32 protein-coding genes and 1 tRNA gene are annotated in these 25,915 nt (G+C 67.5%); 7 read left to right on the forward strand and 26 right to left on the reverse strand.

Annotated features, from left to right (window positions below):
- Positions 1-8: 8 nt before the first annotated feature.
- From nuoL to nuoE, 12 genes are all read right to left on the reverse strand, one after another.
- On the reverse strand, positions 9-2,105 hold the full coding sequence (gene nuoL, locus PSV23_RS08905; protein WP_300468002.1) for an NADH-quinone oxidoreductase subunit L: 2,097 nt from the start codon (positions 2,103-2,105) through the stop codon (positions 9-11).
- Positions 2,102-2,281 carry a hypothetical protein gene (locus tag PSV23_RS08910; protein WP_300468004.1) on the reverse strand — a complete coding sequence of 60 codons (180 nt, stop codon included), beginning with the start codon at positions 2,279-2,281 and terminating at the stop codon, positions 2,102-2,104. Before PSV23_RS08910 ends, nuoL begins: the two co-directional genes overlap by 4 nt.
- Complete coding sequence (nuoK, locus tag PSV23_RS08915; protein WP_292025854.1) at positions 2,278-2,586, reverse strand: NADH-quinone oxidoreductase subunit NuoK; 309 nt, start codon at positions 2,584-2,586, stop codon at positions 2,278-2,280. The genes PSV23_RS08910 and nuoK overlap by 4 nt, the downstream gene beginning before the upstream one ends.
- Positions 2,586-3,212, reverse strand: a complete 627-nt coding sequence (locus PSV23_RS08920) for an NADH-quinone oxidoreductase subunit J (RefSeq protein ID WP_300468006.1) — start codon at positions 3,210-3,212, stop codon at positions 2,586-2,588. Before PSV23_RS08920 ends, nuoK begins: the two co-directional genes overlap by 1 nt.
- Positions 3,213-3,285: 73 nt before the next feature.
- Entirely contained in the window at positions 3,286-3,777 is a 492-nt protein-coding gene (gene nuoI / locus PSV23_RS08925; RefSeq protein WP_300468008.1) for an NADH-quinone oxidoreductase subunit NuoI, read from the reverse strand.
- Positions 3,777-3,995: a hypothetical protein gene (locus PSV23_RS08930; RefSeq protein WP_300468010.1), complete on the reverse strand. Its 219-nt coding sequence runs from the start codon at positions 3,993-3,995 to the stop codon at positions 3,777-3,779. Before PSV23_RS08930 ends, nuoI begins: the two co-directional genes overlap by 1 nt.
- On the reverse strand, positions 3,992-5,056 hold the full coding sequence (gene nuoH / locus PSV23_RS08935; RefSeq protein ID WP_300468012.1) for an NADH-quinone oxidoreductase subunit NuoH: 1,065 nt from the start codon (positions 5,054-5,056) through the stop codon (positions 3,992-3,994). Before nuoH ends, PSV23_RS08930 begins: the two co-directional genes overlap by 4 nt.
- A 6-nt stretch (positions 5,057-5,062) precedes the next feature.
- On the reverse strand, positions 5,063-7,111 hold the full coding sequence (gene nuoG, locus PSV23_RS08940; RefSeq protein ID WP_300468014.1) for an NADH-quinone oxidoreductase subunit NuoG: 2,049 nt from the start codon (positions 7,109-7,111) through the stop codon (positions 5,063-5,065).
- Positions 7,111-7,608 (reverse strand): hypothetical protein, encoded by a 498-nt coding sequence (locus PSV23_RS08945; protein ID WP_300468016.1) that lies wholly within the window; start codon positions 7,606-7,608, stop codon positions 7,111-7,113. Before PSV23_RS08945 ends, nuoG begins: the two co-directional genes overlap by 1 nt.
- A gap of 2 nt (positions 7,609-7,610) precedes the next feature.
- Positions 7,611-8,924 carry an NADH-quinone oxidoreductase subunit NuoF gene (nuoF, locus tag PSV23_RS08950; RefSeq protein WP_300468018.1) on the reverse strand — a complete coding sequence of 438 codons (1,314 nt, stop codon included), beginning with the start codon at positions 8,922-8,924 and terminating at the stop codon, positions 7,611-7,613.
- Between the two features lie 2 nt (positions 8,925-8,926).
- Positions 8,927-9,193 (reverse strand): hypothetical protein, encoded by a 267-nt coding sequence (locus PSV23_RS08955; RefSeq protein WP_300468020.1) that lies wholly within the window; start codon positions 9,191-9,193, stop codon positions 8,927-8,929.
- Complete coding sequence (gene nuoE / locus PSV23_RS08960; protein ID WP_300468022.1) at positions 9,190-9,852, reverse strand: NADH-quinone oxidoreductase subunit NuoE; 663 nt, start codon at positions 9,850-9,852, stop codon at positions 9,190-9,192. Before nuoE ends, PSV23_RS08955 begins: the two co-directional genes overlap by 4 nt.
- Before the next feature lie 278 nt (positions 9,853-10,130).
- Between nuoE and PSV23_RS08965 the strand changes: the two genes are divergently transcribed.
- Positions 10,131-10,604: a hypothetical protein gene (locus tag PSV23_RS08965; RefSeq protein ID WP_300468024.1), complete on the forward strand. Its 474-nt coding sequence runs from the start codon at positions 10,131-10,133 to the stop codon at positions 10,602-10,604.
- Between the two features lie 24 nt (positions 10,605-10,628).
- Here the strand turns inward: PSV23_RS08965 and PSV23_RS08970 are convergent, their stop codons facing one another.
- From PSV23_RS08970 to PSV23_RS08995, 6 genes are read right to left on the reverse strand one after another with little or no spacing between them, the layout of a single operon-like run.
- Positions 10,629-10,817 (reverse strand): hypothetical protein, encoded by a 189-nt coding sequence (locus PSV23_RS08970; RefSeq protein ID WP_300468026.1) that lies wholly within the window; start codon positions 10,815-10,817, stop codon positions 10,629-10,631.
- Positions 10,814-11,215 (reverse strand): hypothetical protein, encoded by a 402-nt coding sequence (locus tag PSV23_RS08975; protein WP_300468028.1) that lies wholly within the window; start codon positions 11,213-11,215, stop codon positions 10,814-10,816. Before PSV23_RS08975 ends, PSV23_RS08970 begins: the two co-directional genes overlap by 4 nt.
- The gene (locus tag PSV23_RS08980) at positions 11,212-12,471 is read right to left on the reverse strand and encodes an NADH-quinone oxidoreductase subunit D (protein ID WP_300468030.1); all 1,260 of its coding nucleotides are present in this window, start codon (positions 12,469-12,471) and stop codon (positions 11,212-11,214) included. Before PSV23_RS08980 ends, PSV23_RS08975 begins: the two co-directional genes overlap by 4 nt.
- Positions 12,471-13,085, reverse strand: coding sequence for an NADH-quinone oxidoreductase subunit C (locus PSV23_RS08985; protein ID WP_370461037.1), 615 nt, complete (start codon positions 13,083-13,085; stop codon positions 12,471-12,473). Before PSV23_RS08985 ends, PSV23_RS08980 begins: the two co-directional genes overlap by 1 nt.
- A gap of 23 nt (positions 13,086-13,108) precedes the next feature.
- A complete protein-coding gene (locus PSV23_RS08990) occupies positions 13,109-13,786 on the reverse strand; it encodes an NADH-quinone oxidoreductase subunit B family protein (RefSeq protein WP_370461032.1) in 678 nt (225 codons plus the stop codon).
- Positions 13,756-14,133: an NADH-quinone oxidoreductase subunit A gene (locus PSV23_RS08995; protein ID WP_298100386.1), complete on the reverse strand. Its 378-nt coding sequence runs from the start codon at positions 14,131-14,133 to the stop codon at positions 13,756-13,758. The genes PSV23_RS08990 and PSV23_RS08995 overlap by 31 nt, the downstream gene beginning before the upstream one ends.
- A 277-nt stretch (positions 14,134-14,410) precedes the next feature.
- Here PSV23_RS08995 and PSV23_RS09000 point away from each other — a divergent pair.
- The 3 genes from PSV23_RS09000 (at position 14,411) to PSV23_RS09010 (ending at position 16,630) form a co-directional block, all read left to right on the forward strand.
- A tRNA-Asp gene (locus PSV23_RS09000) sits at positions 14,411-14,487 on the forward strand.
- 158 nt (positions 14,488-14,645) lie between these two features.
- Entirely contained in the window at positions 14,646-15,020 is a 375-nt protein-coding gene (locus tag PSV23_RS09005; protein WP_300468034.1) for a BlaI/MecI/CopY family transcriptional regulator, read from the forward strand.
- A complete protein-coding gene (locus PSV23_RS09010) occupies positions 15,017-16,630 on the forward strand; it encodes a M56 family metallopeptidase (RefSeq protein ID WP_300468036.1) in 1,614 nt (537 codons plus the stop codon). The genes PSV23_RS09005 and PSV23_RS09010 overlap by 4 nt, the downstream gene beginning before the upstream one ends.
- 144 nt (positions 16,631-16,774) lie before the next feature.
- Here the strand turns inward: PSV23_RS09010 and PSV23_RS09015 are convergent, their stop codons facing one another.
- Positions 16,775-17,137 (reverse strand): hypothetical protein, encoded by a 363-nt coding sequence (locus tag PSV23_RS09015; protein WP_300468038.1) that lies wholly within the window; start codon positions 17,135-17,137, stop codon positions 16,775-16,777.
- 240 nt (positions 17,138-17,377) lie between these two features.
- Here PSV23_RS09015 and PSV23_RS09020 point away from each other — a divergent pair, with 240 nt between their 5' ends.
- The 3 genes from PSV23_RS09020 (at position 17,378) to PSV23_RS09030 (ending at position 21,003) form a co-directional block, all read left to right on the forward strand.
- Entirely contained in the window at positions 17,378-19,009 is a 1,632-nt protein-coding gene (locus PSV23_RS09020) for a DEAD/DEAH box helicase (protein ID WP_300468040.1), read from the forward strand.
- A 111-nt stretch (positions 19,010-19,120) separates the two neighbouring features.
- A complete protein-coding gene (locus tag PSV23_RS09025) occupies positions 19,121-20,176 on the forward strand; it encodes a GGDEF domain-containing protein (protein WP_300468042.1) in 1,056 nt (351 codons plus the stop codon).
- 38 nt (positions 20,177-20,214) lie between these two features.
- The gene (locus PSV23_RS09030) at positions 20,215-21,003 is read left to right on the forward strand and encodes a lysophospholipid acyltransferase family protein (protein WP_300468044.1); all 789 of its coding nucleotides are present in this window, start codon (positions 20,215-20,217) and stop codon (positions 21,001-21,003) included.
- On the opposite strand, the gene PSV23_RS09035 is transcribed toward PSV23_RS09030, so the two are convergent.
- The 7 genes from PSV23_RS09035 to PSV23_RS09065 form a co-directional block, all read right to left on the reverse strand.
- Positions 20,993-21,358, reverse strand: coding sequence for a TfoX/Sxy family protein (locus tag PSV23_RS09035; protein ID WP_300468046.1), 366 nt, complete (start codon positions 21,356-21,358; stop codon positions 20,993-20,995). The two genes, PSV23_RS09030 and PSV23_RS09035, sit on opposite strands and share 11 nt — an antisense overlap.
- A gap of 3 nt (positions 21,359-21,361) precedes the next feature.
- A complete protein-coding gene (locus PSV23_RS09040) occupies positions 21,362-22,168 on the reverse strand; it encodes a MetQ/NlpA family ABC transporter substrate-binding protein (protein WP_300468048.1) in 807 nt (268 codons plus the stop codon).
- A gap of 20 nt (positions 22,169-22,188) precedes the next feature.
- Positions 22,189-22,854 (reverse strand): methionine ABC transporter permease, encoded by a 666-nt coding sequence (locus tag PSV23_RS09045; RefSeq protein WP_300468050.1) that lies wholly within the window; start codon positions 22,852-22,854, stop codon positions 22,189-22,191.
- Complete coding sequence (locus PSV23_RS09050) at positions 22,854-23,843, reverse strand: methionine ABC transporter ATP-binding protein (protein ID WP_300468052.1); 990 nt, start codon at positions 23,841-23,843, stop codon at positions 22,854-22,856. Before PSV23_RS09050 ends, PSV23_RS09045 begins: the two co-directional genes overlap by 1 nt.
- Entirely contained in the window at positions 23,843-24,241 is a 399-nt protein-coding gene (locus PSV23_RS09055) for an iron-sulfur cluster assembly accessory protein (RefSeq protein ID WP_300468054.1), read from the reverse strand. Before PSV23_RS09055 ends, PSV23_RS09050 begins: the two co-directional genes overlap by 1 nt.
- Before the next feature lie 11 nt (positions 24,242-24,252).
- Positions 24,253-24,549, reverse strand: a complete 297-nt coding sequence (locus tag PSV23_RS09060) for an SUF system Fe-S cluster assembly protein (protein WP_300468192.1) — start codon at positions 24,547-24,549, stop codon at positions 24,253-24,255.
- Positions 24,550-24,644: 95 nt separating this feature from the next.
- Positions 24,645-25,850: a cysteine desulfurase gene (locus PSV23_RS09065; protein ID WP_300468056.1), complete on the reverse strand. Its 1,206-nt coding sequence runs from the start codon at positions 25,848-25,850 to the stop codon at positions 24,645-24,647.
- Positions 25,851-25,915 lie beyond the last annotated feature (65 nt).

Consider the following 25,915-nt stretch of genomic DNA (forward strand, 5'->3'; position numbering starts at 1 on the left):
GGGCAAGATCAGGCTCCCCACGCATAGATGGCGAAGGCGAGGAAACCGGCCACGCCAAGCAGCATCACGAACGCATAGTGATAGACATAGCCTGACTGGATTTTCGCCAGCCGGGCCGCGGATTTCAGCGACGCCCAGGCCGCGCCGTTCGGGCCCAGCCCGTCGATGATCTTCACGTCGCCGACCTTCCAGAACAGATCGCCGACGGCCTTGGCGCCCTTCACGAACACGGCGTCATACAGCTCGTCGAAATACCATTTGTTGTAGAGGAAGGCGTGGATGACCCCGCCCCGGTCGGCCATCCGGCGCGCCATGCCTTCCTTCAGCACATACAGCCAGAAGGCGGCGAAGGTGCCGATCAGCGTCAGGATCAGCGGCGACCATTTCACCCACGTCGGAACCGAGTGGCTCTCGTGCAGGACGTGGTTGTCCGGCCCGGTGAAGATGGCGCCACGCCAGAAGGCGTGCTCGCCGTCGCCGATGAAGTAAGGCGCGAAGACCAGACCCGCCGCGACCGCGCCGACCGACAGCAGCAGCAACGGAACCAGCATCACCCACGGGCTCTCGTGCGGCTTCAGCGGGCCGTGATGGCCGTGGTCGTCGTGCGCGTGTTCATCGTCCGCGATCGGCTCGGAATGGGTTTCCAGCTGGGCGTGCGAGGCGTGGTCGTCGTGCGCGTGCCCATGCGCTTCGTCCCCGTGATGCGCGTCCTTCCACACCGGCTTGTTGTGGAAGGTCATGAACACCAGACGCCACGAATAGTAGGCAGTCAGGCCGGCGGCCAGAATGCCGACCATGAAGGCGAACAGCCCCATGGCGCTGTGGCCGTTGCTGAACGAGGCGAAGGCGCTCTCGATGATCGAATCCTTGGAGTAGAAGCCCGCGAAACCGCCGACGCCGGGAATGCCAAGGCCGGTGATGGCGATGGTGCCGATGGTCATCACCGCATAGGTGACCGGCAGCAGCTTCCACAGCCCGCCCATCTTCCGCATGTCCTGCTCGTGGTGCATGCCGTGGATCACCGAGCCGGCGCCGAGGAACAGCAGGGCCTTGAAGAAGGCGTGGGTGAACAGGTGGAACATGGCGGCCTGATAGGCGCCGACGCCCGCCGCGAAGAACATGTAGCCCAGCTGCGAACAGGTCGAATAGGCGATGACCCGCTTGATGTCGTTCTGGGCCAGACCGACCGTGGCGGCGAACAGGGCCGTGATCGCGCCGATCAGGGCGACGATGGCCGAGGCGACCGGGGCGTATTCGAAGATCGGGCTCAGCAGGCAGACCATGTAGACGCCGGCCGTGACCATGGTCGCGGCGTGGATCAGGGCCGACACCGGCGTCGGGCCTTCCATGGCGTCCGGAAGCCAGGTGTGCAGGAAGAACTGGGCCGACTTGCCCATGGCGCCGACGAACAGCAGGAAGGCGGCCAGGTCGATCGCCGACCAGGTATGACCCAGGAACGCCCAGCCCGTGCCGGCCTTCGAGGCGATCATCGGGAACAGCTCGGCGAACTGGATCGTGCCGAACATCCAGAAGACCGTGAAGATGCCCAGGGCGAAGCCGAAGTCGCCGACCCGGTTGACGACGAAGGCCTTGATGGCGGCGGCGCTGGCGGTGGACTTCTTGTACCAGAAGCCGATCAGCAGATAGGACGCCAGCCCCACCCCTTCCCAGCCGAAGAACAGTTGCATGAAGTCGGCGGCGGTGACCAGCGCCAGCATGGCGAAGGTGAACAGCGACAGATAGGCGAAGAACCGCGGCTTGTCGGGGTCTTCGGCCATATAGCCCCAGGAATACAGGTGCACGAGTGACGACACCGTCGTCACCACCACCAGCATGACCGCCGACAGGGCGTCGATGCGGATCGACCAGACCGACTGGAAGTCGCCCACATTGATGAAGGGGAACAGTTCGACCGTGAAGGCCTGCAGCCCGCCCCAGATCCACTGACTCAATACGATCCAGGCGACCGCGCACGAGAAGAACAGCAGGCCGGTGGTGATGGATTTGGAAATCAGGTCGCCGAGCCGGCGGCCCGACAGGCCGACGATGGCCGCGCCGAGCAGCGGGGCGAAGACGCCGAGGGTGACCAACAGTTCGAGGCTCACGCGGCCAGCCCTTCAATCTTGATTCCGTGCATCCCCGCGAAGGCGGGGACCCGGTGCTTTCGCGACGCACGGGTGCGCGGGATTGCGGTTTGAGCCAGTTCGCCGGCGCCGGAGCGCCCAAAGAACTGGGTCCCCGCCTTCGCGGGGATGATCGGAAGAGGATGGATCACGGTCATCCCTTCATCACGCTGGCGTCGTCAACCGCGATGTCGCCGCGGTTGCGGAAGAAGGTCACCAGAATGGCCAGACCCACGGCGGCCTCGGCGGCCGCCACGGTCAGGACGAACATGGCCATGATCTGCCCCTGCACGTCGTTCAGATAGGCCGAGAAGGCGACGAAATTGATGTTCACGGCCAGCAGGATCAGCTCGATCGACATCAGGATGATGATGACGTTCTTGCGGTTCACGAAGATGCCGAAGACGCCGATGGTGAACAGGATCGCGCCCACCGCCAGATAGTGCTGCAGGGTGATTTCCATCAGAGCAGATCCTCGGACGAGATGCCGGCGCCCGTGGTCACCGACTTGACTTCCATCGCCGCCTTCGCGTCGCGCCCGACCTGACGGGCGACGTTCTGGCGCTTGATGTTGGGCTTGTGGCGCAGGGTCAGGACGATGGCCCCGATCATCGCGATCAGCAGCACGATCCCCGCCGCCTGGAAGATGTAGACATAGTCCGTGTACAGAACGCGGCCGATCGCCTCGACATTGGACATCTCGTCGGTCGCCGCCACCGGCCCGATCGAGTCCGACGCGGCGCCCCCGCTGACCACGGCCAGCGAGATGATGATCATCTCGGCCAGCAGAATGCCCGCCACGATCATCGCCAGCGGCAGATAGCGGGCATAGCCCTCGCGCAGCTTCACGAAGTCGACGTCCAGCATCATGACGACGAACAGGAACAGCACCGCCACCGCGCCGACATAGACGACGACCAGCAGCATGGCCAGGAACTCGGCCCCCAGCAGCACGAACAGCCCCGCCGACGAGAAGAAGGCGAGGATCAGCCACAGCACGCTGTGCACGGGGTTCTTCGCCGTCACGACCATCAGGCCGCCCAGCACGGCCACCGCGGCCAGCAGATAGAAGGCAATGCCTTGCAACATCGGAGGCCTTCGCCCCTTTCGGACTGTGGGCGGCGATCCCTGCTGGAATCACGGCCCGGTGAGCGTCTGCGCCTTACCGGTAAGGCGCGTCGAGTTCCAGATTCTTCGCGATCAGCCGTTCCCAGCGGTCGCCGTTGGCGAGCAGCCGGTCCTTGTCATAGAGCAGTTCCTCGCGGGTCTCGGTCGTGAACTCCGAGTTCGGACCTTCCACGATGGCGTCGACCGGGCAGGCCTCCTGGCACAGGCCGCAGTAGATGCATTTGACCATGTCGATGTCGTAGCGGGTCGTGCGGCGGCTGCCGTCGGCGCGCGGCTCGGACTCGATGGTGATGGCCTGGGCCGGGCAGATGGCCTCGCACAGCTTGCAGGCGATGCAGCGTTCCTCGCCGTTCGCATAGCGCCGCAGGGCGTGCTCGCCCCGGAAACGCGGCGACTGCGGATTGCGCTCGAACGGATAGTTCACCGTGGCCTTGGGCCGGGCCATGTATTTGAACGACAGGCCGATGGCGCCGATGACGTCGATGAGCAGCGCGCCCTTCGCGGCCTGGACGAGGCGGTTCATCATTACGATCTGGCTCCGGAAACGCCGCGGCAAAGCTCTTCCTTGCGCGGATCGTCGTCCCTGGTGATGCGGCACAGGCGTTCGCGCTCGGCCTGCTGGCGCTGGATGGCCTCCTGGCGGCGCTCCCACTGATAGACCGACACGGGATCGGCCTCATAGGTCGGAATGGTGCAGGCGCCGGCCATGGAGGCCAGCAGCACGAGGGTCAGGATCCGGCTCATGCGCCCACCGCGAACACGCGCCATGCGGCGACCACGACGACGCAGACCAGCGAGGTCGGCAGGAAGATCTTCCAGCCCAGCCGCATCAGCTGGTCATAGCGGTAACGCGGCACGAAGGCCTTCACCAGGGCGATCATGAAGAAGGCCACGACGATCTTGCCCAGGAAGGTGATCAGATAGATCGCCTGCTCCAGCCAGCCCGGCAGGGCGTCCAGCCAGTCCTGCGGCACGCCAGGATTCCAGCCGCCGAAGAACAGCAGGCTGATCATGGCGCACATGAAGACGATGTTGGCGTATTCGCCGATCATGAACAGCAGGTACGGGGTCGAGGAATATTCGACCTGATAGCCGGCCACCAGTTCCGACTCCGCCTCGGGCAGGTCGAACGGCGGGCGGTTGGTCTCGGCCAGGGCGGAGACGAAGAAGATCACCGCCATCGGGATCATCACCACGATGGTCGGCCAGGTCCCGGCCCCGCCGCCGAAGGCGAACCAGTTCCAGAACATGCCCTGCTGCTGCTCGACGATCGAGGTCAGGTTCATGGTCCCGGCCAGCAGGATGACGTTGATGATCACCAGGCCGATGGAGACTTCATAGGACACCATCTGCGCGGCGCTGCGCAGCGATCCCAGGAACGGATACTTCGAGTTCGAAGCCCAGCCGCCCATGATGATGCCGTACACGCCCAGCGAGCTGATCGCGAAAATGTACAGGATGCCGACGTTCAGGTCCGAGATGACCCAGCCCGGGGCGAACGGAATCGCCGCCCAGGCGATGAAGGCCAGGATGAAGGTCAGCAGCGGCGCCAGCAGGAACACGATCTTGTCGGCGCCGGCCGGGACGATGATTTCCTTGAGCACGAATTTGAAGAAGTCGGCGAAGGACTGCAGCAGGCCGAACGGCCCGACCACGTTGGGGCCTTTGCGCATCTGCACGCCGGCCCAGATCTTCCGGTCCGCCAGCAGCAGGAAGGCCAGCGAGATCAGGATGCCGACGGTGACGAGCAGGATTCCGCCGATGGTGGCGAGCGTCCAGCCGAGCGGGGTGGTCCAGAAATCCATCGGTCCTTACTCCGCCGCCATCGCGACCGGCGCCACCCGCAGGGCGGACAGCTCGGCCATGGTCACGCTGGCGCGCGTGATCGGGTTGTTCAGATAGGGGTCGCGAACGGACGAACTGAAGGCCACGTCGCCCAGATCGCCCTTCTTGCCCAGCGAACCCACGTCGAACGACGCGGCCGCCGGCAGGTAGTCGATGCGGCCAAACGTCGGATGATCCGCCATCAGCTTCGAGCGCAGGGCGTCGAGGGTGTCGTACGGCAGGGTCTGGCCCACGCGCGCCGACAGCGCCCGCAGGATGGCCCAGTCTTCCTTGGCCTGGCCCTTGGGGAAGACGACGCGTTCGGCCATCTGCACCCGGCCCTCGGTGTTCACATACAGGCCCGACTTCTCGGTATAGGCCGCGCCCGGCAGGATCACGTCCGCCCCGTGCGCGCCGCGGTCGCCGTGGCTGCCCAGATAGACGCGGAAGGCGTCCGACGCCGTCGGCTCGACCTCGTCCGCGCCCAGCAGGAACAGCACGTCCAGCGCGCCGGGCTTCAGCATCTCGCCGGCCGTCTTGCCGCCGGCCGCCGGCACGAAGCCCATGTCCAGACCGGCCACCCGCGAGGCGGCCGTGTGCAGCACATTGAAGCCGTTCCAGCCCTCGACGACCGCGCCGACCTTCTTCGCCAGGGCGCCGATCGCGTTCAGCACCGCCGGTCCGCCGGCGCCCGACAGCGCACCGCCGCCGACGATGATCGCCGGCCGCTCGGCCTTGGTCAGCGCATCCAGCGCCGCCTTGGGCAGTTTGCCCAGCGTCTTCGAACCCGCGCCCAGGTAGCTGTATTCATAGGTCAGATCGGCCTGTTCGCCGATCAGACCGATCTCGCTGGTCCCCGCCAACCACGCCTTGCGCAGGCGGGCGTTCAGCAGCGGCGCCTCGGTGCGCGGGTTGGACCCGACGATCAGCACCGCGTCGGCCTTTTCCACCCCGGCCAGTCCCGAGTTGAACAGCCAGCTCTCGCGCGGACCATAGCCCAGGGCCGACCCGTCCTGACGGCAGTCGGTGTTGGCCGAACCCAGGGCGCGGAACAGGTCCAGCGCCGCCTTCATCGATTCCGCGTCCTGCAGGTCGCCGGCGATGACGCCGATCCGGTCGGCCGAGGCCGCCTTCAGCTTGCCGGCCACGGCGTTCAGCGCCTCATCCCACGTCGCGGGTTGGAGGCGGCCTGATGAATCGCGCACATAGGGCTGGTCCAGCCGCTGGCGCTGCAGGCCGTCGACGGCGTAGCGGCTGATGTCCGACAGCCACTCCTCGTTGATGCCTTCGTTGACGCGCGGCAGCACGCGCATCACCTCGGCGCCCTTGGAATCGGCGCGGATGTTCGAGCCCAGGGCGTCCATGACGTCGATGGTCTCGGTCTTCTTCAGCTCCCACGGGCGATAGTGGTATTGCCACGGCCGGTGGGTCAGGGCGCCGACGGGGCACAGGTCGTTGACGTTGCCCGACAGTTCGCTGTCGATGTTCTTCTCGAGATAGGTGGTGATCTCGGCGTCCTCGCCGCGCGAGATCATGCCGATGTCCGGCACGCCCGCGACCTCGGTGATGAAGCGGACGCAGCGCGTGCACTGGATGCAGCGGGTCATGAAGGTCTTGACCGTCGGACCCATGTTCTTTTCTTCGACCGCGCGCTTGTTCTCGGCGTAGCGCGAGCCGTCGCGGCCATAGCCGACCGACTGGTCCTGCAGGTCGCACTCGCCGCCCTGGTCGCAGATCGGGCAGTCCAGCGGGTGGTTGATGAGCAGGAACTCCATCACCCCTTCGCGCGCCTTCTTGACCATCGGCGTGTCGGTGAAGATCTCCTGGCCCTCGGCGGCCGGCAGGGCGCACGACGCCTGCGGCTTCGGCGGTCCGGGCTTCACCTCGACCAGGCACATGCGGCAGTTGCCGGCGATCGACAGCCGCTCATGATAGCAGAAGCGCGGAATCTCGTGCCCGGCGCGCTCGGCGACCTGAAGCACGGTCATGCCGGGCTCGAACTCGGTTTCTACGCCGTTGACCTTGGCGACGGGCATCAGCGGGCCTCTTGCTCAGCAGCCACGGAATACTCTTCCGTCGCGGTGCTCCCATCGGGGAGCGTCGTGTTGATGGTGATGGCGTCGCCGTCAAGGACGAAGCGCGTCACCGGGTCGCCGGACTGGTTCATCCAGCGGTCCTGATCAGGGTTGGTGGCGCCGACCGGCTTCCAGGTGACGATATCGCCGTCGACCCGGCACTGGGCCCGGCGGCGTCCGCCGTCGACCGGCGCGCGCCACGAGGCGTTGACGACCTGGCCTTCCAGTCCGTCGATCTGAATGTCCCGCAGGCCTTGTCCGTGGATCGCAGCCAGACCGGCCCGGCACACCCGGCGCAGGTTGGCGGCCGTCAGCACGACCGGCACGCTGGCCTCGGCGTCCGACGCCGGGTTCACCGCCGAGACCTTTTCCGCCGGCGTCGGCGCGGGCGCGTCCGCGCGCTCGCCGCAAGCGGCGAGAGCGACGGCAGCCCCGAACATGACGACCAGTGCGCGCATCCCTACTCCGCCGCGATCGCATGGCCGGCGAAATTCGCGCGGCGGCTGCGGTAGGAGGAAATCCGCTCCTCGATCTCGTGACGGAAATGCCGGATCAGGCCCTGCACCGGCCAGGCGGCGGCGTCGCCGAGGGCGCAGATGGTGTGACCCTCGATCTGGGTCGAGACGTCCAGCAGCAGGTCGATCTCGGACGGATCGGCCTCGCCGACGGCCATCCGCTCCAGCACGCGCCACATCCAGCCCGTGCCCTCGCGGCACGGCGTGCACTGGCCGCAGCTCTCGTGCTTGTAGAAATAGCTGATGCGAGCGATGGCGCGGACCAGATCGGTCGACTGGTCCATGACGATCACCGCCGCCGTGCCGAGGCCCGACTTCATCTCGCGCAGGCTGTCGAAATCCATCAGCGCGGTTTCGCTCATCTCGCGCGTGATCAGGGGCACCGAAGAGCCGCCGGGGATGATGGCCTTCAGATTGTCCCAGCCGCCGCGCACGCCGCCGCAATGGTCTTCCAGCAGCTGACGCAGCGGGATCGACATCGCCTCCTCGACATTGCACGGCCGGTTCACATGGCCGCTGATCGACATGATCTTGGTGCCGGTGTTGTTCGGCCGGCCGAAGCCCGCGAACCACTCGGCCCCGCGGCGCAGGATGGTGCCCACCACCGCGATCGACTCGACGTTGTTGACCGTGGTCGGGCAGCCGTACAGGCCGGCGCCGGCCGGGAACGGCGGCTTCAGTCGCGGCTGGCCCTTCTTGCCCTCCAGCGACTCCAGCAGGGCCGTCTCCTCGCCGCAGATATAGGCCCCGGCGCCGTGGTGGATATAGACGTCGAAATCCCAGCCATGGATGTTGTTCTTGCCGATCAGCCGGGCCTCATAGGCCTGTTTGACCGCCGCCTCCATGCGCTCGCGTTCCAGCACATATTCGCCGCGCAGATAGATGTAGCAAGCGTGGGCCTGCATGGCGAAGCTGGCGATCAGACAGCCCTCGATCAGCAGCTGCGGATCGTGGCGCATGATCTCCCGGTCCTTGCAGGTCCCGGGTTCGGATTCGTCGGCGTTCACGACCAGATAGTGCGGCCGGTCCTTCACCTCCTTGGGCATGAAGGACCACTTCAGACCCGTCGAGAAGCCGGCCCCGCCGCGTCCGCGCAGGCCCGAATTCTTGACGTTGGCGATGATCCAGTCCCGACCGAGGTCGAGCATGTCCTTGGTCGCGTTCCACGCGCCGCGCTTCTTCGCACCCTCCAGACCCCAGTCCTGGAGCCCGTACAGATTGGTGAAGATACGGTCCTTGTCTTCGAGGATTCCGACCATGGTCAGTTCGTCTCCCGCATGCGGTGGCGGTGATAGCGGGTGCGCAGGAAGATGGCGGCCAGCATCAGGGCCCAGCCCACGGCCAGGGCGGCGTAGCCCGCCCATTGCACCATCTGGGCCGCGGCGCCGGCAAAGGAAGCGCTCCAGACGGCGATGGCGCCCAGGATGACCAGGGCGAACCCGGCCAGCCGCTGGTTGCGGCCGACCGCGCGCAGTTCGGCGCGGTATTCGGCGATCTTCGCGTCGTCCGTCAGATCGGGGCGACTCATGCGACCACCGGATCGCTGTTGGGCAGCTTTTTGATCGGCTTGGCGGCCGCGCCGTCGTACAGCTTCGGATCGGTCAGGGTCAGGGCCCCGCCCTCCGGTTCCGAGCTGGCGCGGCCGACGCGGCTTCCGGGCTTCGGCTTCTTGCCCGCCGCGAAGTCGTCGATGATCTGGCCCATGGTCTCGGCGGTCAGGTCCTCGAAATAGTAGTCGTTGATCTGGGCCATCGGCGCATTGGCGCAGGCGCCCAGGCATTCGACCTCCTGCCAGGTGAAGCGGCCATCGGCGCTCAGCGTGTCCCTGGGCCCGATCCTGTCCTTGCAGACCTTCATCAGGTCCCCGGCCCCGCGCAGCATGCAGGGCGTGGTGCCGCAGACCTGGATCAGGGCCGCCGTGCCGACCGGTTCCAGCATGAACATGGTGTAGAAGGTCGCGACCTCCAGCACCCGGATATAGGGCATGCCCAGCAACTCGCCGATGGTGCGGATGGCGGGCTCGGAGACCCAGCCCTCCTGCTTCTGAACCAGCCACAGAATCGGGATCACCGCGGACTGACGCCGATTCTCGGGATATTTGGCGATCCACCAGTCGCATTTGGCCTTCGTCGCCTTCGAGAAGGCGAACGAAGCCGGCTGTTCCTTGGCGAGACGACGAACGGACATGGGGCGGGAAGACTCGCGTGAAGGGGGCTGGTGAGGCGCGGCCTTCTCTAGCCCCTCCTGAACGAGGCCCGCAAGTCGTCCGGGCCACCCAGTTCCACACGCGCGGCAAGAGTTCGGGACGCGCGCAAAGCGGCGACCCGGCCCGGGCCCGCCCGCCTCTCACGCGACATCGTTCACCGGATGCCGTTTGACGAACTGTCGCAAACCTGCCCTGTCTCTCATGCCGTCCGCTCGCCTGGCCTTCTGGCCCGCGCGCAGCCCGGGCGGGGGAGCGCGCCATGTCCAGAGTCCTAGCCGTCGTTATCGGCTCCGCCGCCTTGCTGGCCGCCGCGCCCGCCCTGGCCGGACCCTGCGAGCAACTCGCGGGCGGTCGTTGGCTCTTTCATGTTGAGGGGGGCTCGCCCGCCCAGGTCGTTACGGGCGTCCTGGATTTCCGCGACGGGGCGCCGAACCAATCCGCACAGCGTGGGCTGGTGTTCTACGCCTCCACATCGGACCCCTTTCCGGCCTATGTGGCCGGCGTTCCGCTGGCGTTTGGATCCTCGGGTTGGGGTCGGTGGATCGCATGCACGGCGCAGCCGGGGAATATCGCCCGGCTGTCACGCGCCATCACCGTGGACCTCGCCGTGTCCGCGGACGGTCGGACGGCCGTGGCGACCGGCTTCTACGGCGGGGCGGCGGGCTGGGCCACGCGCGAGCCGGCCAGCCCGGCTCGCCCGACCGGCGCCGTCGCCCAGCGACCGCGCAACTAGGGCCCGCACGCCGAGCCGGGTTCGTCAGATGTCGAGTTCCGAGACGACGAGCCCCTCGCCGATCATCTTCTTGCGCAGGGTCAGGATGCGGTGCTGGCCCTGACGGGTCAGCAGTACATTGTGCTGATAGGTCTCGCCGCTCATGTCGGTGGCCGAATAGGCGACCACCGACCAACCCTGCCGGACGAGATCGCTCAGGGGTTTGCCGCTCATCGCGCGCTCCCCATCCAGCGGCCGAGGCGCTCGCTCCATACGGCCCGGTCGGCGTCGCGCAGTTCCCGCGACAGCCACGCCATCGGCGGCAGAAACCGCACGGCCATCTGGCCGGCGAAGATAGCGCCGCTCATCCACACGATCGAGCGCAGGTTGGCCTCCCAGAAGCCCCGGCCCGCTTCCAGGTAACCCAGCTTGTACGCGCCGCGGACCAGGGTGATCCCGGCAATGCCCGGCGCGGCGACGACGGCGCTGGCCAGGGCGAATTTCAGCCCGCCCATGATCGCCCGCCGCTTCGGCGAAAATGCGACCTGCGTCGCGAGGACGACCGCCAGAAATGCGGCGAACCAGATCGCCTGGGTGGCGGTGAAGATCGGATCGACGGCGAAAGCCGTCACCGATCCACTTCTCCGAACACGATATCCAGCGAGCCGAGGATGGCCGACACGTCCGCCAGCATGTGGCCGCGGTTCATCCAGTCCATGGCCTGCAGCGAGCGGAAGCCCGGGGCCGAGATCTTGACCCGGTACGGCTTGTTGGTGCCGTCGCTGACCAGATAGATGCCGAACTCGCCCTTGGGCGCCTCGACCGAGGCGTAGACCTCGCCCTCGGGCGTCTTGAAGCCCTCGGTGTAGAGTTTGAAGTGGTGGATCAGCGCTTCCATCGAGCGCTTCATCTCGCCGCGTTTGGGCGGGACGACCTTGTTGTCCTCGGTCATCACCGGCTCGCCGGGGCAGTTGCGCAGTTTGTGGATGCACTGCTCCATGATGTGCACCGACTGCTTCATCTCCTCGATGCGGCACAGGTAACGGTCCCAGCAGTCGCCGTTCTTGCCCACGGCGATGTCGAACTCGAGGTCGGCGTAGCATTCGTACGGTTGCGACTTGCGCAGGTCCCACGGAATGTCCGAGCCGCGCAGCATCACCCCGGTGAAGCCCCAGTCCAGCGCCTGCTGTTTCGACACCACGCCGATGTCGACGTTGCGCTGTTTGAAGATGCGGTTCTCGGTGACGAGGGACTCGATGTCCTTCAGCGCCGCCGGGAATTCCGCGCACCAGCGGCCGATGTCGTCGATCAGTTCGTTGGGCAGGTCCTGGTGGACGCCGCCGGGCCGGAAATAGTTGGCGTGCAGACGGGCGCCCGAGGCGCGCTCGTAGAACACCATCAGCTTCTCGCGTTCCTCGAAGCCCCACAGCGGCGGCGTCAGGGCGCCGACGTCCATGGCCTGGGTGGTCACGTTCAACAGGTGCGAGAGGATGCGGCCGATCTCGGAATACAGCACCCGGATCAGCTGGGCCCGGTACGGCACGTCCACGCCCAGCAGCTTCTCGATGGCCAGGCAGAAGGCGTGCTCCTGGTTCATCGGCGCGACATAGTCGAGACGATCCAGATAGGGCACGTTCTGCAGATAGGTCCGCGCCTCCATCAGCTTCTCGGTGCCGCGGTGCAGCAGGCCGATATGCGGATCGACGCGGGTGACCAGTTCGCCGTCCAGCTCCAGCACCAGACGCAGCACGCCGTGCGCGGCCGGATGCTGCGGGCCGAAATTGATCGTGAATTTGCGGTCGTCCAGCGCCCGGGCGTGGTCGGTCAGGCCGTCGTCGAACACGTCGGTGGCGCCGATCGGCAGGGGGGTGTTGTGTCCGTCAGCCATCAGGCCTTGCTCCCCGCCAGGCCTTGCGCCTTCTCGTCGCCCGGCAGGACCGGCAGCGGATATTCCGCGCCCTCCCACGGCGACAGGAAGTCGAAATTGCGGAACTCCTGGGTCAGTTTGACGGGCTCATAGACCACCCGCTTCTGCTCCTCGTCGTACCGCACCTCGACATAGCCGGTCATGGGGAAGTCCTTGCGCAGCGGATGCCCCTGGAAGCCGTAGTCGGTCAGCAGCCGGCGCAAGTCCGGATGGCCCTCGAACAGGATGCCGTACATGTCGAACGCCTCGCGCTCGAACCAGTCGGCGCAGGGGAAGACGCCCACGGCGCTCGGGACGGGCTGGACCTCGTCGGTCGACAGCTTGACCCGCACCCGCGCGTTCCGCGTCATCGACAGCAGGTGATAGACCACCTCGAACCGCTCGGCCCGGTCAGGGAAGTCGACCCCGCACAGGTCCAGCAGCTGATGGAAGCCGAACCGGTCCTTCAGCGCCGTCAGCACCGACAGGATGTTGGCGCGCGTCGCGATCAGCGTCAGCTCGCCGAACGCGATCTGCGCCTCGACGCCCAGTTCGCCGACCATCTCGGCGCCCAGCGGCGTCAGGGCGGTCTCGATCTCCTGAATACGGGCGAGTGCGTTCATCGGTCGATCGTCCCGGTGCGGCGGATCTTCTTCTGCAGCTGCAACAGCCCGTACAGCAGCGCCTCCGCCGTCGGCGGACAGCCGGGCACATAGACGTCGACAGGTACAACGCGATCGCAACCACGAACAACACTGTAACTATAGTGATAATACCCGCCGCCATTGGCGCACGAGCCCATCGAAAGCACGTAACGCGGATCCGGCATCTGGTCGTAGACCTTGCGCAGCGCCGGAGCCATCTTGTTGGTCAGGGTGCCGGCCACGATCATCAGGTCGGACTGGCGCGGGCTGGCGCGCGGAGCCATGCCGAACCGCTCCATGTCGAAGCGCGGCATCGAGGCCTGCATCATCTCCACGGCGCAGCAGGCCAGACCGAACGTCATCCACATCAGCGACCCCGTCCGGGCCCAGTTGATGACGTCGTCCAGCGAGGTGGTGATGAAGCCACGCTCGCCCAGCTCGGCGTTCACGGCCTCGAAGAATTTGTCGTGGATGGCCGGATCATAGCCCTCCACCGACGAACGGGCGCCGGTGTTGAACATGGTCGTGCTCATCGGCCCGGCCAGACGCGAGGACGCGCCCGGGGCCACGGGCGAACTGCCCTGGTTGCCCACGCCGATCAGCGGGACGGTGTTCGTGGTCGTCACTCCCATTCGAGCGCGCCCTTCTTCCATTCGTAGATGAAGCCGACGGTCAGGACGCCCAGGAAAACCATCATCGACCAGAAGGCGAACACCATGCCCGCCTGCGACAGGTCGAACATCGACACCGCCCACGGGAACAGGAAGGCCACTTCCAGATCGAAGATGATGAAGAGGATCGACACCAGATAGAAGCGGACATCGAACTTCATCCGCGCGTCGTCGAACGCGTTGAAGCCGCACTCATAGGCCGACAGCTTCTCACTGTCGGGGTTCTTCGGAGCCAGGACCCAGGCCGCCAGCATAAAGCCGAGGCCGAGAACCGCCGCGATCCCGAGAAAGATCACGATCGGCAGATATTCGAGAAGGAATGCGTTCATCCGGGGGGACCTCGGCCGCCCTTGATGGGAGGGGCGGATTCGGCGCTTTCTAGCCGCTGAACCGCGCCCGTTCAAACCCCCGTTCAAACCCGTGTGACGAAAGGTTTTTCTTGAGAATGGTTCGCAGATTATTCGGCGCTTCCAGCAACGGCCTGAACGGCGCCGAAACCCGGGAAAAACTCTCCGGACGCCGTCTTTCGTCGCTTGACAGCGCGAGCCGCCCCCGCCTAAACGACGCCCCTCGCCGCGACGCACCTCAGCGCCGCGGCCGGGATACGCGGGTGTAGCTCAGTTGGTTAGAGTGCCGGCCTGTCACGCCGGAGGTCGCGGGTTCGAGTCCCGTCACTCGCGCCACTTCTCCTGACCGGAGAGGTGGCGCGGATCCCCCGCCCCCATCCTCACAAACAGTGCACCTTACCGCGGTTTCATCCCCGCGCCTCAGTCTTGCCTTTTTCCGCTACAAACGTAACACTACATATGTAGCAGTCCCGCTTCACCAGGAATCCCGCGGCATGATCGAAACCCTCCCCCGGCGTGAACGCGAAGTGTTCGAGATCCTGTGCCGGCTGGAACAGGGCACGGCGGCGGCGGTGCGTCAGGCCATGGCCGGCTCCCTCAGCGACTCGGCCGTGCGAACCCTGCTGACCCGGCTGGAGGCCAAGGGGCTGGTCGGACACCACAGCGAGGGGGGCGCCTATGTCTATGCGCCCGTCCCCCGTCCCGAAACGGTCGCCGCCGGAGCCCTGAACCGTCTGGTCGACACCTTCTTCGCCGGCTCGGCGGCCAGCGCCGCCACGGCCCTGCTCGGCCTGACGAAAAAACTGAAGCCCGACGAACTGGCCGCGCTTCAACGCGCCATCGAGAAAGCCCGGGAGCGGGGATCGTGACCGCCGTCTTCCTGTCCCTTCTGGTCAAGTCCAGCCTCGTCGCCGGGCTGGCGTTGTCGGCTGTATGGCTGCTCAGGGGACGGTCGCCGGCCGAACGGGTGACGCTCCTGCGCGCCGCCGTGGTCCTGCTGGTCGTCGTGCCCGTCATCGCCCTGACCGGGCCCGACCTGACGATCTGGCTGACCGCGGCGTCCGCGCCCTCGCCGGCGGAGACCTTTATCCTCCCCCTGACCGGAGGCGAGCCGGGGGTCGCACCGTCCTCCACAATGCCCGCCTGGTCGACCTGGCTCGCCCTGGCCTGGGGGGCCGGCGGCGCCGTCCTCCTCGCGCGGTTCGGCCTGGGCGTCCTGACCCTTGCCCGCTGGACCCGCGCCGGCGACGTCGTATCGGATCCCGCCTGGACGGCGCCCCTGGCCCGGCTGGCCGGCGCGTCCGCGCCGCGCCTGCTGGCGACCGGCCGCATCGCCGCGCCCCTGAGCTGGGGCGCTCCACCCGGCGTGGTCCTGATCGGCGCCGACCAGTTGAAACAGCCGCGTGACGCCGAGGCGGTCCTGGCCCACGAACTGGCCCACATCCGCCGCCAGGACTGGCTGTTCCTCGCCCTGTCCCGCGTCGCGGTGGCCCTGTTCTGGTTCAATCCGCTGGTCTGGTTGCTGCAGGCCGAGCTGTGCCGCCTGTCCGAGGAAGCGGCCGACGCCGACGCCCTGCGCCATGTCGAGCCCGAGGCCTACGCCCGCACCCTGCTCGGCCTGGCCGCTGACTTCACCCCCGTGGCCGCCACCGGCATGACCGGACCGGCCCGTTCTCTCGCAAAAAGGATCACCAGGGTCATGACCAACCGCCGTCCCGCCTCGCCCCGCCCCGTTGTCATGATCGTCGCCGTCGGCGCCCTTCTGGGCGTGGCGACGCCCCTGGCCGCCGTCGAGCTCTCCGTCAGGCACAGGCCTGTGGCCCCGGCCGCTCCGACTGTTCCCTATGCCGCGCTGGCGCCGATGATTGTGACCCAGACCGTTGTCGCGCCCCCGCCGGCCCCGCCGCCACCCCCGGCCCCGCCCGCTCATCCGGCTCATCCGGCTCCTCCCGCGCCCCCTGCTCCGCCCGCCCCGCCGGAGGCCCCCGCCTGGCAGGGCGAGGAACACCGCACCGCCGTCGCCGCCGCGCGGCAAGCCGCCGCCCAGGCTCGTGTCACGGCCCGCGAAGCCCGTGTCCACGCAGCGGAAGCCCGGACCATGGCCCGGGCCAATGCAAACCTGTCCCGTCAGGCCGAGCGCTCCGCGGCCCATGCCCGGGTCCTGGCCGAGCATGCGGCCCACGCCCGCGCCAATGCCGACGAGATGCGGGCCCAGGCCGGCCGTCAGCTGGCTGAAGCCAGGGTGCGGATGCGCGAGGGCGCGGAGCAGATGGTCGAAGGCGCCCGCGACATGCGCGAGGAGGCCCGCAAGCTGCGCGATCCGGCCTATCGCGCCGAACAGATCGCCCGCGCCCGTGAACGCGGACAAACCGTCACCGACCGGGAACTGCTGGACGCCATCCCGAAAATGGAAAGCGGCGCGGACCGCATGGAAGAGGGCGCCGCCCGCATGCGCGAGCAGGCCGCCGACCCCGGCTGACGCCCCGGTCTCCTCCCCATTCCTGGGGAGGAGACCGAGCGCTGGAATGATCCGTGCATCCCCCGCGAGGGCGGGGATGCACGGTTTGACAGCGTGCGAGGAATAAACTCCCGGCTTCGTCAGTAAAGAGAAGCGTCCCTGCCCCTACGGCGTCCGCCCCTCCACCAGCACGTTCTGCACGCGACGTCCCATCGGATCGCGCGACTGCCAGGTCTCGCCGACAGACGCCTCGACCATGGTGGTGCAGAAGCGGGGCACCAGCATATAGGGCCGCATATGCGTCAGGCAGATGCGCTCGCCGTTCACCGACCAGCGCGCCGCCAGCCGCCGGCCATCGGAAAACTGGGCCGAGTAGGTGCCGTCAGGATTGAACCAGTGCTTGACCCAGCCCCCGTCCGGGTATCGCGAAACCACGGTGTTTCCGAAGGCGGAATTCATGTCGGCCCGAACAGAGCCGGCCATCAGACACGCGACCGCAAGAGTCGCGACGCCAAGCGTACGCAGCATACTGATCCCTCATTCAGCCCTTCCCGGCGCGAACTATTAACAAACGTTTATGGAATGCCAAGCCCCGCTTCCTCCGCGCACGAATAGTTGACTCTGCGGTGGGGGCTTCTATATCCGGCGCACGTTCGGGACAGGACTGGCGAATTCGCGCCGCCCGCTCGCCCAGAGATTCAGGGCGGTTCCGCGACATCGCACGACGGCCCGATGCGCGGGGCGTCCTTCTTCCAGTCCCAAGGACCTATGACCGAATTCTCCATGCTGGGCCTCTCGCCCACGACTCTCAAGGCTGTCGCCGACACCGGCTACACCACCGCCACCCCCATCCAGGCCTCGGCCATCCCGGTCGCCCTCGCCGGCCGCGACGTGCTTGGCATCGCCCAGACCGGCACCGGCAAGACCGCCGCCTTCACCCTGCCGATGATCGACCGGCTGTCGTCGGGCCGCGCCAAGGCCCGCATGCCGCGGGCCCTCGTCCTGGCCCCGACCCGCGAACTGGCCGACCAGGTCGCCTCCTCGTTCGAGAAATACGCCAAGGGCACCAAGCTCAGCTGGGCCCTGCTGATCGGCGGCGTCTCCATGGGCGACCAGGTGACCCTGCTGAACAAGGGCGTCGACGTCCTGATCGCCACGCCCGGCCGCCTGCTGGACCTGTTCGAGCGCGGCAAGGTCATGCTCAACGGCGTCGAGATCATGGTCATCGACGAAGCCGACCGGATGCTGGACATGGGCTTCATCCCCGACATCGAGCGCATCTTCAAACTGACGCCGCCGCGCCGCCAGACCCTGTTCTTCTCGGCCACCATGCCGCCCGAGATCACCCGGCTGACGACCCAGTTCCTCAAGGACCCGACCCGGCTGGAGGCCTCGCGCCCCGCCATGACGGCCGAGACCATCACCCAGTATCTGGTCCGCATCCCGACCAGCGATCCCAAGGCCAAGCGCGCCGCCTTGCGCGCCCTGATCGGACGCGCCGACGTGCGCAACGGCATCGTCTTCTGCAACCGCAAATCCGAAGTCGACGTCGTCGCCAAGTCGCTGAAACAGCATGGTTTCGACGCCGCCCCGATCCACGGCGACCTGGATCAGTCGCTGCGCATGAAGACCCTGGCCGCCTTCCGCTCGGGCGAGCTGAAACTGCTGGTGGCCTCCGACGTCGCCGCGCGCGGCCTCGATATCCCCGACGTCAGCCACGTCTTCAACTATGACGTCTCGCACCACGCCGACGACTACGTCCACCGCATCGGCCGCACCGGCCGCGCCGGCAAGCTGGGCCAGACCTTCATGATCGTGACGCCGGGCGACGACCGCTCGCTCGACAAGGTCCTGAAGCTGATCAAGATGGACCCGCAGGAACTGGTGCTCGACGGTCTCGACTTCGCTCCCGGCAAGGCGCTCGCCCGCGACAGCGACAGGTCCGACAAGGCTCCGCCCCGGGGCCGCAGCCGCGGCGCCCGCAGTGAATCGAAAGCTGACGCCGCTCCGGTCGCACAGGCCGAACCGTCCGTTCCGGTTGACGCCCCCGCTCCGGTCGAGGCTTCCGCTGAAGCCGTGGCCGCGCCCGAGGCCGCCGCCGCACCGGCCGCCCGCCGCTCGCGCAGCCGCCGCAGCGCCAAACCCGCTTCGGCGGTCGAGACCCAGGCCGCCGCCCCCGAGCGCAAGCCCGCCGACCGCGAGCCCGTCTCCACCCCGGCCCCGGCCCCGGCGCCCGTCCCGACGGTCCAGTCGGACCGTCCCGTGCAGGAAACCCATCTGCGCCAGTCGGATCGCCGCGGCGATCGCGCCGACGCGCAGCCGGAACGCTCGAACGGCCGTCCGTTCGGCGAGGGCGACGTGCCCGCATTCCTGCGCCGTCCCGTTTCGATCAAGGGTTGAAAACGCTCGCCTATCTCCGGATCAGGCCCGCAATTTAACCCGTCGTTACGGAACCCCGCCTAACTTCACGGCACAGGATCGCCGCACGGGTTTGAGCCTGGGGAAACACGCATGACGGCCAAGGTCGAAACCACCCTGCGAAGTCCGCAAGCCTATGGGCTTGCGCGCAAGGTCATCGACGCGATGGAAGCCGCCGGCGTCTGGCCGACGCCGCTGAATTTCGAACTCTGGACCCATGCGCTCGGCGAACCCGAAAGCGTCCTCGCCGTCGAAATCCAGCGTATGACCGCGGCGGGCCAGCCCTTCACGGAGGCGGTCACCGACGGGCTTGCGGCGGAACACCTGCCCCGCGGCCGCCTGACCGAACAGATCCGCGACGCCGGCCGGGTGCTGGACCGCGAGCTGTCCAGCGTCTCCAGCGTCATCGCCGAGGCGCACAGGTCGCAGGCCGCCTATGGCCAGACCCTTGACCAGGCCGCGACGAACATCGAGGCGGCGGCCGACGGCGACGGGCTCCAGACCATCGTCTCGGGACTGACGACCGCCACCCGGCAGGCCCAGCATGAGACCGAATCGCTCGAGAAGAAGCTGGAAGTCTCCACCCAGGAGGTCGTCCGCCTGCGTCAGCACCTCGAGATGGTGCGCCGCGACGCCATGACCGATGCCCTGACCGATCTCGCCAACCGCAAGGCCTTCGACGAACACCTCGCCGCGGCCTGCAAGCACGCCGAGACCGAGGGCGGCGCACTGACCCTGGCGGTGCTCGACATCGACTTCTTCAAGCGGTTCAACGACACTTGGGGCCACCAGACCGGCGACCAGGTCCTGCGCTATGTCGCCAGCGTGCTGGGGCGCACCGCCGCCAATCCCCGCTTCGCCGCCCGCTACGGCGGCGAGGAATTCGCCATTGTCTTCCCCTATGAGAGCGTCGCCATGGTCGAGGCCGCGCTCGAGAACGTCCGCACGGAAATCGCCTCCCGCTCGCTTCGCCGCCGCTCAACGAACGATGAGCTGGGCGCCGTGACCGTGTCGGCGGGCTTCGCCGTCCGGCGGCGGGGCGAGACCGCCTCGGCCTTCCTCGAGCGGGCGGACGCCGCCCTCTATGCGTCGAAGCGCGGCGGCCGGAATCGCGTGTCGTGCGCGGAACGGCTGCCCAAGGCCGCCTGAGGCCTTTCCCGCCTCCCGATTCACGCCATAGTCGCCGGATGCGCAGCCTCGCCTTCAACATCGCCTACTGGCTCCTGTCGATTGTCTACGCCTCGGCCGCCGCCTTCGCGGCGCTTGCACCGGGACGGGGCGCGACCAGCTGGATCATCCGCCGCTATGTGAAGCGCATGGTCCAGGCCATGCGGCTGCTGGCCGGCATCCGCCTCCAGATCCGGGGCCGTGAGCGATTGCCGGCCGGCGCCTTCATCATCGCCTCCAAACACCAGAGCTGGGGCGACGGCTTCGCCACCTACGACCAGTTCGACGACCTCGCCTTCGTCACGGGCGACCACCTCGAAAAATTCCCGCTGCTCGGCACGGTGCTGCGCAAGCTGGGGGCCATCGTCGTCAACAACTGCGGCGGCCGCGAAGCCCGCGAGGCGCTGAAGCACCGTTCCGCCGACGCCCACGCCGCGGGCCGCAGGATCCTGATCTATCCCGAGGGCAATCTGGCCAGGGTTGGAGAGAAATTCCGCTACCGCTCGGGCGTCTGGCACATGTACCGCGACTTCGACATGCCGGTGGTCCCGCTGGCCACCAACCTGGGCCTGTTCTGGCCGCGGGAGGAATTCCGCAAGAACCCCGGCACGGCGACACTGGAGTTCCTCGAGCCTATCCCGACCGGGCTGGACAAGGACGAATTCCTCTCCCGGCTGGAAGCCGCGGTGGAAGGCAAGACCGCTGAACTGATCGCGGAGGCCACCGGTCAGCCGGTGATGCCCGCCGTTCGCGTCCTCGCCGCGGACGAGATCGCCCGCGCCGGCCAGGCCGCGCCAGTCACGGCTTGAGCTTTTTCGGTTTCCGCTTCTTGGCCGCCTTGCGGACCGCCGCCGCAATCGACGCCCGCGCCCAGCCCAACGCCTCGTCGGTATCGTCGGCGGCGGTCTCAGGCAGGCTCCAGTAGGCCATGCTCATCACCTGGCCGTCCTTCGTGGGATAGGTGAACTGGCGGGATCCGGCGGCGCGCAACGCCGGCGCATTCTCCTCATCGACCTTCAGCCAGACGACGCCGTCGTCCAGCAGGGCCCAGATCAGATCGTCGGCATAGACGGCCGCCGCCCCGAACATCGGCTTGATCCGCATCGGGCCCAGCCCGGCGAAATGCTCGCGCACCCATTCGCCGAAGTCGGGATCATAGGCCATGCGTCAGGCCGCCGGAATGACCGCGCCGTCGTATCTGGCGGCGATGAAGTCCTTGACCGCCTGGCTGCGCAACATGGCCGCCAGGGTCGCGATGCGCGGGTCGGCGCGGTTGTCGGGGCGCGCCACCAGATAGTTGACATAGGGGCTGTCGGCGCCTTCCAGCGCCAGGGCGTCCGTCCTGGGCTTCAGCCCGGCGTCGAGCGCATAGTTGGTGTTGATAACGGCCATGTCGACCTGGTCCAGCACGCGCGGCAAGGTCGCGGATTCCAGCTCGCGGAAGCGCAGGTTCTTCGGATTGTCGACGATGTCGCGCAGGGTCTGCAGCGGATTAGCCGGGTCCTTCAGCCGGACCAGACCCGCCTTCTGCAGCAGGATCAGCGACCGCCCGATAGAGGAGGCGTCGTTCGGCACGGCCACCTCGGCCCCGTTCGGCAACTGCTCGAGTGAGCGGAAGCGCCGCGAATAGGCCCCCAGCGGCTCGACATGCACTCCGGCCACCGTCACCAGGTCGGCCCCGCGCGAGGCGTTGAACTCGTCCAGATAGGGTTTGGTCTGGAAATAGTTGGCGTCCAGCCGACGCTCCATCAGCTGGGTGTTCGGCTGGACGTAGTCGTTGAACACCTTGATCTCGATCTGCAGACCCTCGGCCGCCAGCAGCGGCTTGATATGCTCCAGTATCTCCGCGTGCGGCACCGCCGTCGCACCGACGATCAGCGGCGCATCGGCGTCGGCCTTCCTGTCAGCGCCCTGTCCGCAGGCGGCGAGCACCAGCGAGGCGGCGGCGAGGGTCAGGAGCGAGCGACGGATCATGGGCGGGTCTTTCGGGACGATCAGCGGTGGGAAACGGAGGCGACCAGCCGGTCGCCGAGCATCTGGAGAATCTGCACCAGCAGCAGCAGCAGCACGACGGTGACCACCATGACATCGGTCTGGAAGCGCTGGTAGCCGAAGCGGATGGCCAGGTCGCCGAGGCCGCCCGCGCCGACGACTCCGGCCATGGCGGTATAGCTGACCAGGGCGATGGCCGTCACGGTCGCCCCGGCGAGGATGCCCGGCATGGCCTCGGGCAGCAGGGCGCGGGTCACGATCTGCCAGGTCGAGCCGCCCATGGCCTGGGTCGCCTCGACCACCCCCTTGTCGACCTCGCGCAGCGCCGTCTCGACCAGTCGGGCGTAGAAGGGCGCCGCGCCGACGACGAGCGGCGGAATGGCCCCGGCCACGCCCAGCGACGTCCCCACCAGCAACACCGTCACCGGCAGCATCACGATCAGCAGGATGATGAAGGGCACCGACCTCAGGATGTTGACGACCAGCGACAGCAGGCCGTTCAGCACCGGATTGGCCGCCAGCCGCCCCCTGCCCGACAGGTAGAGCAGCACGCCCAGCGGAATGCCGAACAGCACCGTCAGCACCATGGACCCGCCCAGCATCAGCAGGGTGTCGCGCGACGCCCGGGCGATTTCGGGCCAGTCGATATTGGCGAAGAAGACGTCCATCAGACCCCCTCCACCGTGACGCCGCGCGCGGTCAGCTGGGCCACCGCCGCCTCGGCGTCGCCGCCCGTGAAGGCGACGACCAACTGGCCGTAGGGCTCGCCGCGTATACGGCTGATCCGGCCCGACAGGATCGAATAGTCCACCCCGACCGACCGCGCGACGCGGCTCAGTTCGGGCTCATAGGTCGAGCCGCCGCGGAAGGTCAGCTTCGCCAGCCGGCCGCCGGGCGGCACGTCGGCGGTCTCGAACCCCTCCTCGCCCTCGGCCAGCATGGCGCGGGTGGCGGCGTGCCGCGGATGCAGGAAGACGTCGGCGGTCGCCCCCTCCTCCACCACCCGCCCGTCCTTCAGCACCGCCACCCGGTCGCAGACGCGGCGCACCACCTCCATCTGGTGGGTGATCAGCACGATCGTCAGCTTCAGGTCGCGGTTCAGCTGATCCAGCAGGGTCAGGATTTCGTCGGTCGTCTCAGGGTCCAGGGCGCTGGTCGCCTCGTCGCACAGCAGCACGCCCGGCTCGCAGGCCAGGGCCCGGGCGATACCCACCCGCTGCTTCTGCCCGCCCGACAGCTGCGCCGGATGCTTCCTCGCATGCTCCGACAGACCCAGCTGTTCCAGCAGGTCCGCCACCCGCCGGTCCACCTCCGCCGACGCCCGCCCCTCCAGCCGCAACGGAAAGGCCACGTTCTCCGCTACCGTCTTCGCGTTCAGCAGGTTGAAATGCTGGAAGATCATGCCGATCCGCCGCCGCGCCGCGCGCAGCTCCGCCGGCGATAACGTCGTCATCTCCTGCCCGTCGACCGTCACCCGGCCCGCGTCCGGCCGTTCCAGCAGGTTGATGGTTCGAATCAATGTTGATTTTCCGGCCCCGGAGCGCCCGACCACGCCGAACACCTGGCCCGCCTCGACCATCAAATCGACCGCGTTCAGCGCCACGCGCTCGCCCGCCGCGCTATGAAAGCGCTTCGTGACCCCCTCCAGCCGGATCATCAGTCGGTCTCGAACGCCTTGGCGGGAATGATGGTGACGCTCTCGCCACAGCCGCAGGCGTCGGTCTGGTTCGGATTCCGGAACACGAATTTCGACGCCAGCTTCGTCGTCTCGTAGTCGATCTCCGAGCCGATCAGGAACAGGATCGCCTTCGGGTCGATCAGGATGGTGACGCCCTTGTCCTCGACCACCTCGTCCATCGGGGCGATCTCTTCCGCATAGGCGAAGGTGTATTCCTGGCCCGCACAGCCGCCGTTCTTCACCCCGACCCGCAGACCCACACAGGGCCTGGCGGCGTTGGCCATGATCTCGATCACGCGTGCCGCCGCGGCGTCGGTCAGGCTGACGGCCTTGGGACGCGGACGGCGCGGACGGGGCGTGGTCTGAAGCTCGGTCATCGGACGGTCCATCAGAACATGTTCAGGGCCAGCTTGGCCTCGTCGCTCATCTTGGACGCATCCCAGGGCGGATCGAAAGTCAGTTCCGCGCGCACCGATCGGACGCCCTCCACCTTTCTCACCGCATCCTCGACCCAGCCGGGCATCTCGCCCGCCACGGGGCAACCCGGCGCCGTCAGGGTCATCTCGATGGCCACGTCGCGATCGTCGGACAGGTCGACCTTGTAGATCAGCCCCAGCTCATAGATGTCGACCGGGATTTCCGGGTCGTACACCGACTTCAGCGCCTCGATGATGTCGTCCGTCATGCGGTCGATCTCACCCTGGGCCAGGGCGCTCTTCTGCGGCGCGTCCCAAGCTTCGGCGAACGCCGGGGTGTCGGAAATCGGGGTCGTCGGGTCACTCATGCGAAGAACTCACGGGCCTTGATCAGGGCGTCGGCGAAGGCGTCGGCGTCCTCGAGGGTGTTATATAGGGCGAAGCTGGCGCGGGCGCTCGACGTCAGGCCGAACCTTTTCGCCAGCGGCTCGGCGCAGTGCAGGCCGGCGCGCACGGCGACGCCGTAGCGATCCATCACCTGGGCGATGTCATGGGCGTGAGCCCCCTCGACGGTGAAGGTCAGGATCGCCCCCTTCCCGTCCGCCGTCCCGATGACCCTCAGCCAGTTCAGGCCGTCCAGCCGCGCCAGGGCGTGGTCATGGACCGCCCGCTCATGCGCCGCGACCGCGCCGTGGTCGAACCGCGACAGCCATTCGATGGCCGCGCCCAGGCCGATGGCCTCGACGATCGGCGGCGTCCCCGCCTCGAACCTGTGCGGGGGCCTGGCATAGCGAACCGCGTCCTCGGTGACCGTCTCGATCATCTCGCCCCCGCCCTGATACGGCGGCAGGGCCTCCAGCGCCCCGGCGGTTCCGTACAGGGCGCCGATGCCGGTCGGGCCGTACAGCTTGTGGCCGGTGAAGGCGTAGAAGTCGCAGCCGATGGCCTGCACGTCCGGCGCGGCGTGCACCGCCCCCTGACAGCCATCGATCAGCACCTGCGTTCCGACCGCGTGCGCCATCTCCGTGATCGCCTGCACCGGATTGATGGTGCCCAGCACATTGGACATGTGGGTCACCGCGACCATGCGCGTCCTCGGGCCCAGCAGGTCGGCGTAGGCCGCCATGTCCAGCGAGCCGTCATCCAGCACCGGGATCCACTTCAGCACCGCTCCGCGCCGCTCGCGCAGCATGTGCCAGGGCACGATGTTGGAGTGATGCTCCATCTGGCTGACGATGATCTCGTCGCCCGGCTGGATCGACTGGCCGATGCCGGACGCGACCAGATTGATCGCCTCGGTCCCGCCCTTGGTCCAGACGATGTTGGACGACGCCTCGGCGTTCAGGAACCGCGCCACGCTGTCGCGCGCCGCCTCGAAGGCCTCGGTCGTCTCGTTGGCCAGGGTGTGCAGGCCGCGATGGACGTTGGCGTAGGACCCCTCCATCGCCGCCGTCATGGCGTCGATCACCACCCGCGGCTTCTGCGCCGAGGCGGCCGAGTCCAGATAGACCAGTGGCTTGCCGTTCACCGTCCGCGACAGGATGGGAAATTCCGAACGAACGGCTGCCACGTCAAAGCCCTTCCCCCTGGAGGGGGGAAGGGTTGGGATGGGGGTGGAGGACGCGGGTTCAAACA

The sequence above is a fragment of the Brevundimonas sp. genome, from assembly GCF_029946145.1.
GTDB lineage: Bacteria > Pseudomonadota > Alphaproteobacteria > Caulobacterales > Caulobacteraceae > Brevundimonas.

What these genes read in the sequence shown, in the direction of transcription:
- PSV23_RS08910 (WP_300468004.1), bottom strand. Translation starts at nt 2,281, where the DNA reads ATGACCGTGATCCATCCTCTTCCGATCATCCCCGCGAAGGCGGGGACC.
- nuoH (WP_300468012.1), bottom strand. Translation starts at nt 5,056, where the DNA reads ATGGATTTCTGGACCACCCCGCTCGGCTGGACGCTCGCCACCATCGGC.
- PSV23_RS09015 (WP_300468038.1), bottom strand. Translation starts at nt 17,137, where the DNA reads ATGCTGCGTACGCTTGGCGTCGCGACTCTTGCGGTCGCGTGTCTGATG.
- PSV23_RS08945 (WP_300468016.1), bottom strand. Translation starts at nt 7,608, where the DNA reads ATGCGCGCACTGGTCGTCATGTTCGGGGCTGCCGTCGCTCTCGCCGCT.
- PSV23_RS09025 (WP_300468042.1), top strand. Translation starts at nt 19,121, where the DNA reads ATGACGGCCAAGGTCGAAACCACCCTGCGAAGTCCGCAAGCCTATGGG.
- nuoG (WP_300468014.1), bottom strand. Translation starts at nt 7,111, where the DNA reads ATGCCCGTCGCCAAGGTCAACGGCGTAGAAACCGAGTTCGAGCCCGGC.
- PSV23_RS09060 (WP_300468192.1), bottom strand. Translation starts at nt 24,549, where the DNA reads ATGACGGACGACATCATCGAGGCGCTGAAGTCGGTGTACGACCCGGAA.
- nuoF (WP_300468018.1), bottom strand. Translation starts at nt 8,924, where the DNA reads ATGGTCGGAATCCTCGAAGACAAGGACCGTATCTTCACCAATCTGTAC.
- PSV23_RS09050 (WP_300468052.1), bottom strand. Translation starts at nt 23,843, where the DNA reads ATGATCCGGCTGGAGGGGGTCACGAAGCGCTTTCATAGCGCGGCGGGC.
- PSV23_RS08995 (WP_298100386.1), bottom strand. Translation starts at nt 14,133, where the DNA reads ATGAACGCATTCCTTCTCGAATATCTGCCGATCGTGATCTTTCTCGGG.
- nuoE (WP_300468022.1), bottom strand. Translation starts at nt 9,852, where the DNA reads ATGTCCGTTCGTCGTCTCGCCAAGGAACAGCCGGCTTCGTTCGCCTTC.
- PSV23_RS09005 (WP_300468034.1), top strand. Translation starts at nt 14,646, where the DNA reads ATGATCGAAACCCTCCCCCGGCGTGAACGCGAAGTGTTCGAGATCCTG.
- PSV23_RS09045 (WP_300468050.1), bottom strand. Translation starts at nt 22,854, where the DNA reads ATGGACGTCTTCTTCGCCAATATCGACTGGCCCGAAATCGCCCGGGCG.
- PSV23_RS08930 (WP_300468010.1), bottom strand. Translation starts at nt 3,995, where the DNA reads ATGAGCCGGATCCTGACCCTCGTGCTGCTGGCCTCCATGGCCGGCGCC.
- PSV23_RS08980 (WP_300468030.1), bottom strand. Translation starts at nt 12,471, where the DNA reads ATGGCTGACGGACACAACACCCCCCTGCCGATCGGCGCCACCGACGTG.
- PSV23_RS09035 (WP_300468046.1), bottom strand. Translation starts at nt 21,358, where the DNA reads ATGGCCTATGATCCCGACTTCGGCGAATGGGTGCGCGAGCATTTCGCC.
- nuoI (WP_300468008.1), bottom strand. Translation starts at nt 3,777, where the DNA reads ATGATGAACCGCCTCGTCCAGGCCGCGAAGGGCGCGCTGCTCATCGAC.
- PSV23_RS08955 (WP_300468020.1), bottom strand. Translation starts at nt 9,193, where the DNA reads ATGAGTCGCCCCGATCTGACGGACGACGCGAAGATCGCCGAATACCGC.
- PSV23_RS09040 (WP_300468048.1), bottom strand. Translation starts at nt 22,168, where the DNA reads ATGATCCGTCGCTCGCTCCTGACCCTCGCCGCCGCCTCGCTGGTGCTC.
- PSV23_RS09055 (WP_300468054.1), bottom strand. Translation starts at nt 24,241, where the DNA reads ATGACCGAGCTTCAGACCACGCCCCGTCCGCGCCGTCCGCGTCCCAAG.
- PSV23_RS08970 (WP_300468026.1), bottom strand. Translation starts at nt 10,817, where the DNA reads ATGAGCGGCAAACCCCTGAGCGATCTCGTCCGGCAGGGTTGGTCGGTG.
- PSV23_RS09020 (WP_300468040.1), top strand. Translation starts at nt 17,378, where the DNA reads ATGACCGAATTCTCCATGCTGGGCCTCTCGCCCACGACTCTCAAGGCT.
- PSV23_RS08965 (WP_300468024.1), top strand. Translation starts at nt 10,131, where the DNA reads ATGTCCAGAGTCCTAGCCGTCGTTATCGGCTCCGCCGCCTTGCTGGCC.
- PSV23_RS09030 (WP_300468044.1), top strand. Translation starts at nt 20,215, where the DNA reads ATGCGCAGCCTCGCCTTCAACATCGCCTACTGGCTCCTGTCGATTGTC.
- PSV23_RS08920 (WP_300468006.1), bottom strand. Translation starts at nt 3,212, where the DNA reads ATGTTGCAAGGCATTGCCTTCTATCTGCTGGCCGCGGTGGCCGTGCTG.
- PSV23_RS08990 (WP_370461032.1), bottom strand. Translation starts at nt 13,786, where the DNA reads ATGGAAGAAGGGCGCGCTCGAATGGGAGTGACGACCACGAACACCGTC.
- nuoK (WP_292025854.1), bottom strand. Translation starts at nt 2,586, where the DNA reads ATGGAAATCACCCTGCAGCACTATCTGGCGGTGGGCGCGATCCTGTTC.